Source organism: Kitasatospora sp. NPDC004799, assembly GCF_040609095.1.
In the GTDB taxonomy this organism is placed as follows: domain Bacteria; phylum Actinomycetota; class Actinomycetes; order Streptomycetales; family Streptomycetaceae; genus Kitasatospora.
Window position 1 is genome coordinate 1 of the sequence record NZ_JBEXJK010000452.1, and the last position, 6,412, is coordinate 6,412.

General features: G+C 72.9%; 6 protein-coding genes and 1 tRNA gene. 5 read left to right on the forward strand and 2 right to left on the reverse strand.

Going from position 1 to position 6,412, the window contains the following annotated elements:
• Nucleotides 1-81 precede the first annotated feature (81 nt).
• A complete protein-coding gene (locus tag ABZW03_RS35170; protein ID WP_355267759.1) occupies nucleotides 82-1,443 on the forward strand; it encodes a chloride channel protein in 1,362 nt (453 codons plus the stop codon).
• On the opposite strand, the gene ABZW03_RS35175 is transcribed toward ABZW03_RS35170, so the two are convergent.
• On the reverse strand, nucleotides 1,436-2,074 hold the full coding sequence (locus tag ABZW03_RS35175) for a MarR family transcriptional regulator (protein WP_355267762.1): 639 nt from the start codon (nucleotides 2,072-2,074) through the stop codon (nucleotides 1,436-1,438). The two genes, ABZW03_RS35170 and ABZW03_RS35175, sit on opposite strands and share 8 nt — an antisense overlap.
• 398 nt (nucleotides 2,075-2,472) lie before the next feature.
• Between ABZW03_RS35175 and ABZW03_RS35180 the strand changes: the two genes are divergently transcribed.
• Entirely contained in the window at nucleotides 2,473-2,805 is a 333-nt protein-coding gene (locus ABZW03_RS35180) for a hypothetical protein (RefSeq protein WP_355267765.1), read from the forward strand.
• A 184-nt stretch (nucleotides 2,806-2,989) separates the two neighbouring features.
• Here ABZW03_RS35180 and ABZW03_RS35185 read toward each other — a convergent pair.
• Nucleotides 2,990-3,074, reverse strand: a tRNA-Leu gene (locus tag ABZW03_RS35185).
• 291 nt (nucleotides 3,075-3,365) lie between these two features.
• On the opposite strand from ABZW03_RS35185, the gene ABZW03_RS35190 reads away from it, so the two are divergent.
• From ABZW03_RS35190 to ABZW03_RS35200, 3 genes are all read left to right on the forward strand, one after another.
• Nucleotides 3,366-4,697 (forward strand): M20/M25/M40 family metallo-hydrolase, encoded by a 1,332-nt coding sequence (locus ABZW03_RS35190; protein WP_355267768.1) that lies wholly within the window; start codon nucleotides 3,366-3,368, stop codon nucleotides 4,695-4,697.
• A gap of 339 nt (nucleotides 4,698-5,036) precedes the next feature.
• Entirely contained in the window at nucleotides 5,037-5,273 is a 237-nt protein-coding gene (locus ABZW03_RS35195) for a chaplin (protein ID WP_355267774.1), read from the forward strand.
• A 363-nt stretch (nucleotides 5,274-5,636) separates the two neighbouring features.
• Nucleotides 5,637-6,412: chaplin (locus tag ABZW03_RS35200; RefSeq protein ID WP_355267771.1), on the forward strand; the 776-nt coding region annotated here is incomplete at its 3' end.

The window sequence follows — 6,412 nt, forward strand, 5'->3', positions numbered from 1 at the left end:
CACCTCCGGCCCCGGGCGAGACTCGGTCGCAGGACGGGGCCTCCCGGACGGCGGGCGGCCCGGGAGCGCGAGGGAGCGGCGATGCCGACGACGTCCAGTAGGCCGGGCGGCGGCCCGACCCTGCGCGAGGTGCTGCTGCACCGGGGCTACCTCCGCCTGCTGCTGATCTCGGCACTGGTCGGCATCCCGGTCTCGCTGGCGGCCTTCGGCTTCGTCGGTCTGGAACACGAACTCCAGCACTGGGTCTGGGAGAGCCTGCCGACGGCGGCCGGCTACGGCCGCGCCCCCTGGTGGTGGCCGCTGCCCGCACTGCTGCTGGCGGGCCTGCTGCTCGCCCCGATCGTGACCCGGCTGCCCGGGCACGGCGGCCACGTCCCGGTGGACGGGCTGGGCGGCCCGCCGACGCCGCCCGTCGCCGTGCCCGGGGTTGTGCTGGCCGCGCTCGCCGGCCTGCCGCTCGGGGTGGTGCTCGGTCCCGAGGCGCCGCTGATGGCGCTCGGCGGCGGCCTCGCCCTGCTCGCCGTCCGGTCCGCCCGACGGGCCGAACAGCCGCAGCTGGCCGCCGTGTTGGGCACGGCGGGTGCGGCGGCGGCGATCTCCACCATCTTCGGCAGCCCGCTGGTGGCCGCCGTGATGCTGATCGAGGCGGCCGGGCTCGGCGGCCCGCAGCTGATCGCGCTGATCCTGCCCAGCCTGCTGGCGGGCGGGGTCGGCGCGCTGGTCTTCACCGGCTTCGGCCACTGGACCGGCCTGGCGATCGGCGCGCTCTCGCTGCCGCGCCTGCCGAAGAGCGGGGTGCCCGACCCGGGGGACTTCCTCTGGGGCGTCCCGCTGGCCGTCGCGATCGCGGTGGTCTGCGTGGCCGGGCAGGGCGTCGGCCGCCGGGTGAAGGCCCTCACCACCACCGGCACCGCCCGGCGGACCGCCCTGCTCACGGTGGTGTGCGCGGTCGCCGTCGGCGGCTGCCTCGCCGCCTACGCCCTGCTGACCGGCCGCTCCCCGGAGGAGGCCGCGCTCTCCGGGCAGGCCACCCTGGGCGCGCTCGCCGCCGATCCGGCCGCCTGGCCGGTCGGCGCGCTGCTCGCCCTGGTGCTCTGCAAGGGGCTGGGCTGGTCGATCGCCCTCGGCAGTCTGCGCGGCGGCCCGATCTTCCCGGCGATCCTGCTCGGTGCGGCCCTCGGCACGGCTTGCGCGCCGCTGCCCGGCTTCGGTACCGCGCCCGCCCTGGCGGTCGGCCTCGCGGCCTCCGGGGCCGCCGTCACCGGCCTGCCCGTCACCAGCACCGTCCTCGCCGCCGCCCTGCTCGGCGGTGAGGCGGCGAACGCGATGCCGCTGCTGATCGTCTCCACCGTGGTGGCGTTCGTCACCGCGCAGGCGCTGCGCGGCCGGTCGGAGCGGGAGGCCGCCCCGGCCGACCGCGCGGAGGCCGCCGGGGTCAGCTGATGTCCGGGCCGGGGGCGTCCGGGCCGGGGGCGTCCGCGACCGCGGTCAGGTACTGCTCGATCTGCTGCTGGTTCTCCACCAACCGCAGGCACAGGTGCCGCAGTTGGCCCAGCTCCTCGGGGCTGAAGCCGCGGAAGACGGCGGCCATCGCGCGCTCGGTGGGGACCCGAAACTCCTCCAGCCAGGCCAGCCCCTCGGCCGTCGCGGCGACCAGCACCGCCCGCCGGTCGTTCGGGTCGGGGGAGCGACGGGCCAGCCCCTCCCGCTCCAGGGTGTCCACCAGTCCGGTCGCGTTGCGCGGGCTCACCCCGCCGGCCCGCGCCAACTCGCCCACTGTCAGGCCCGGTTCACCGGCCTCACCCGCCGCCCCGAGCCGCACCAGGACGTCCAGCGCCCCCGCGCTCAGCCCGCGTCCCTGCGAGCCGTGCGCCCGCAGTCTCTCCACCGCGTGGAACGCCGACCGTGCGGCGGCCGCGGCCTCCAGCGCCAGGGTGTCCCCGCCCTTGGTGAACGCGCCCATGGCCGTGCGCACCCTGCTGTCGTACAGCCGGCCCTCGGTGTCCCGCTGCAACGGGCCGGTCGCCGGCCCCTCGGATTTATTTACCTGCTTCATAATGAAGCCATTCTGCACAGCGGAGAGTGACTGTCAAGGGGGCGGTGCCGGCCTCCCGCGTCTGACGCCTCGTGGGTCCGGCGGTGTCCGGGGCGCCGCCAGCCGTTCCCGTACGACCGAGCCGGGTGCCGGTCCGTTCGGATGACGTTGCCGAGGTGCGGGCGGCGCGGGCGGCGACCGGCGGCGAGGGATCGGGCGGCACGGAGGGTGACGTTCGTCTGCTCCAGTCGACTGATCCTCGGAGATGAGCGTACGAACTGTATTTCCGCTGGTAGGAGCGGCATTTCTGACGGGGCGTGAGGCCGGACGGGTAGCGGCGCCGGTTGCGACGGGATGCGGGCCGTGGCTGTCTGAATCGCGGCGGGGCTGATCGGCACCGCCACCAGATCACAAGAAACTCCGTGGAGGAGATCTTCATGCGTGCTCTCAAGCGAGTCGTGGCTGTCGGCGCTCTCACCGTCCCGCTCGTCCTCGGCTGCTCCGGTCTGGCCTCGGCCGAAGGCATCAACGCGGACTACGTCAAGGGCTACTTCACCGCCAACGAGGACGGTGCCGGCCTCGCGGGTCTCGAGTCCCACGTCGGCCCCGACGGCGTCTCGCACGCCGACTTCTGGATCTGGGCGGACGACAGCGGCGTCTCCGGCTCCTTCACGGGCTCGGGTGCCACCTTCGTCGGTCCGGACGCCGCGCCCGCCGCCGCGCCCGCTGCCGCTCCCACTGCTGCCCAGGCCGCCGCCAGCGACGGCTGATCCACCCCGCCGCCTCGGGCGTGACTCCGACACCGTCCCGTCGGAACAGGCCCACCCGGAGGCCCGGTCGGTACCCACCGACCGGGCCTCCGGCCGGTGGCGGACGATCACACGGGACGATCGCGCCGGACGATCGCGCCGGAAAAACAGGAAAGGCCCCAGAGAACTGGGGCCTTTCCTTCGGTGTCCGAGGGGGGACTTGAACCCCCACGCCCGATAAAGGGCACTAGCACCTCAAGCTAGCGCGTCTGCCATTCCGCCACCCGGACTAGGTGTCGTCCCCGCGGCTTCCGATCTCTCGTCCGTCGCGCTGACAGATGTAACTGTAGCAAAGATCGGCTTGGGGTCCCAAAACGGTTCCCGGCGGGGGAGCGGGGCCGGTGGCGGAGGCGAGGGGCGGCGTGTGGCGGGGGCGTGACCAGGGGGTTTCGGGAGCGTGCGGGGGCTGGATCGGGGTCCGGGGCTGGGGGAGGATGGGCGCACGTGCTCGTACGGCCCGGGTGCAGGTCCTGGGGGTGGCGCGCTGGTGCGTCGGTGCGGGCCCAAGACGAGGAGTGACCGTGAGCGAGCGGAGCGAGTCGGCGGCGCCGAAGGTGACGGCTGAGTCGGAGGTCGCCGAGATCTGTCGCGATCTGATCCGGATCGACACCAGCAACTACGGGGACGGTTCCGGCCCGGGCGAGCGGAAGGCCGCCGAGTACGTGGCCGAGCAGCTCGCCGAGTTCGGGCTCGAACCGAAGATCTTCGAGTCGGCCAAGGGGCGGGCCTCGACCGTGGTCCGGATCGAGGGCGAGGACCGCTCCCGTCCGGGCCTGCTGATCCACGGCCACACCGACGTGGTGCCGGCCAACGCGGCGGACTGGACCCACGACCCGTTCGGCGGCGAGATCGCGGACGGCTGCGTCTGGGGGCGCGGCGCCGTCGACATGAAGGACATGGACGCGATGACCCTGGCGGTCATCCGCGACCGGCTCCGCACCGGGCGCAAGCCCCCGCGCGACATCGTGCTGGCCTTCCTGGCCGACGAGGAGGCCGGCGGCACCTACGGGGCGCGCTTCCTGGTGGACAAGCACCCGGGGCTGTTCGAGGGCGTCACCGAGGCGATCGGCGAGGTCGGCGGCTTCTCCTTCACGGTCAACGACCAGGTCCGCCTCTACCTGGTGGAGACGGCCGAGAAGGGCATGCACTGGATGCGCCTGACGGTCGAGGGCCGGGCCGGCCACGGCTCGATGGAGAACGACGACAACGCGATCACCGAGCTGTGCGAGGCCGTCGCCCGGCTCGGCCGGCACCAGTTCCCGCTGCGGATCACCAAGACCGTCCGGGCCTTCCTGGACGAGCTGTCGGACGCGCTCGGGGTCGAGCTGGACCCGGAGAACATGGACGAGACGCTGCGGGTGCTCGGCGGCATCGCCAAGATGATCGGCACCACGCTGCGCAACACCGCCCAGCCGACCATGCTCGGCGCCGGCTACAAGGTGAACGTGATCCCCGGTCAGGCCACCGCCCACGTGGACGGGCGCTTCCTGCCCGGCTACGAGGAGGAGTTCCTGGCCGAGCTGGACAGCGTGCTCGGCCCGCGCGTGAAGCGCGAGAGCATCCACTCGGACAAGGCGATCGAGACCGGCTTCGACGGCGCCCTGGTCGAGGCGATGCAGACCGCGCTGCGCGCCGAGGACCCGATCGCCCGCGCGGTGCCGTACTGCCTGTCGGGCGGGACGGACGCCAAGTCCTTCCAGGACCTGGGCATCCGCTGCTTCGGCTTCGCGCCGCTCCAGCTGCCGCCGGACCTGGACTTCGCCGGGATGTTCCACGGCGTGGACGAGCGGGTGCCGGTGGACGGCCTGAAGTTCGGCGCCCGGGTGCTGGACCGCTTCATCGACGCCTGCTGAGACGCGAGACCTGCTGAAACGCGAGGCCTGCTGAAACGCGCCCCCGCTGAACGCGACACCTGCTGGACCCGGCGCCCGCCGGACCCTGATCAGGTGACTGGATCGGCCCGCTCCCGAAGTGCCGGGGGCGGGCCGACCGCATTGTCCGAGCTGATGATTGTGGGACAGGAAGAAGGAGATCGACAGAAACGGTTCCGCCGGAAATCCCAAGCTGATCATTTGTGCGAGGCATCACCGTTGAGGGTGAATGGGAGATCCACTCCGTACCCCGTTTGCCGCAGCGTCGTTCATCCCTGTGCAGCCCGCCGAACGGGTTGCGTTGTCCATACAGGAGGAATGATGAAGGTCAAGAAGATCGCCGCTGTCGCCGCCGCCACCGGTGGCCTGGTGTTCGCCGCCGCCGGTGTCGCGTCCGCTCACGCGGGCACCGAGGGTGTGGCCGCCGGCTCCCCGGGTGTCGTCTCGGGCAACCAGATCGCGGTTCCGGTTCACATCCCGGTCAACTTCTGCGGCAACACCGTGAGCGTCGTCGGCGTGCTGAACCCGGCGTTCGGCAACCACTGCGCCAACGTCTGAGTCGACCTCCGGGCCGCGGAGGCCTGTTGAGCAGACGCGGAACGGCCCCCGGGCGGCGGACGCGCCGCGCCGGGGGCGTTCCCGTTCCCGCCGGGCGGACCGGCCGGGCCGTTCCCACCGGGTGGGAACGGGCGACCGGATACATGGAGCCCGACACGATCGCTCGATCGGGTGAAGCTGATTCGTTCGGCTCAACCTCGCCCCCGGCTCCTCGTTAACTCGTGTGCAGCCGAAGCCCTTGCGTGATTTACGGATATACAGAAATTCCGACTTTTTTGAGGGTTCACGTCAAGGTCGACACGTCGTCTCGAAATGTCAGGGGAAAACATGAGGAATGTAGCCAAGAAGGGGATCCTCACGGCCGTGGCCACCGGCAGTGTGCTGGCCTCGACCGCCGGCTACGCCTATGCAGGGGGAGCCGAGGCGCAGGGGGTGGCCACCGGTTCACCCGGCGTCGCCTCGGGTAACTCGGTCCAGGTGCCGATCACGGTGCCGGTCAACGCCTGCGGCAACACGGTCGACGTGATCGGCTTGCTGAACCCGTCCTTCGGCAACCGCTGCGCCAACGTCAGCGGCGGGAGCCACCAGGCGGCCACACCCGCCCAGGGTGGCCAGTCCGGCGGCGGCTCGGGGGCCACCGGCGGCGGCCACACCGGCGGCGGTACGGGCGGCGTCGACGGCTCCAGTGCCAGCGGGAGCCAGGGCACCGCCGTGCCGGGCGCCACCGTGCCGGGTGTCAACGTCCCGGGCGCCGGGGCCTCCGGTGTCGCGACCAACTCGCCGGGGGTGATCTCCGGCAACAGCATCCAGGCGCCGGTGGACGTCCCGGTCAACGCCTGCGGGAACTCGGCGAACGTGGCCGGCGTCGGCAACCCGGCCTTCGGCAACGACTGCGCCAACGTGGAGAAGGTCGCCCCGGTGTCCACCCCGAAGCCGGCCGAGGAGTGCGAGCAGGCCTGCCCGACCCCGCCGCAGGTCGCCGGGGAGGGCGGCTCGGTCGTCGTGCGCAACGCCGGCCCGGCCACCCCCGCCGTGGCGCCCGCCGCCGCGGTCGCCACGGCCGCGCCGGCCCAGGCCGCCCAGCTGGCCTCCACCGGTGCGGGCGACGTCGAGCTGCTCGGCGCCGCCGGTCTCGCGCT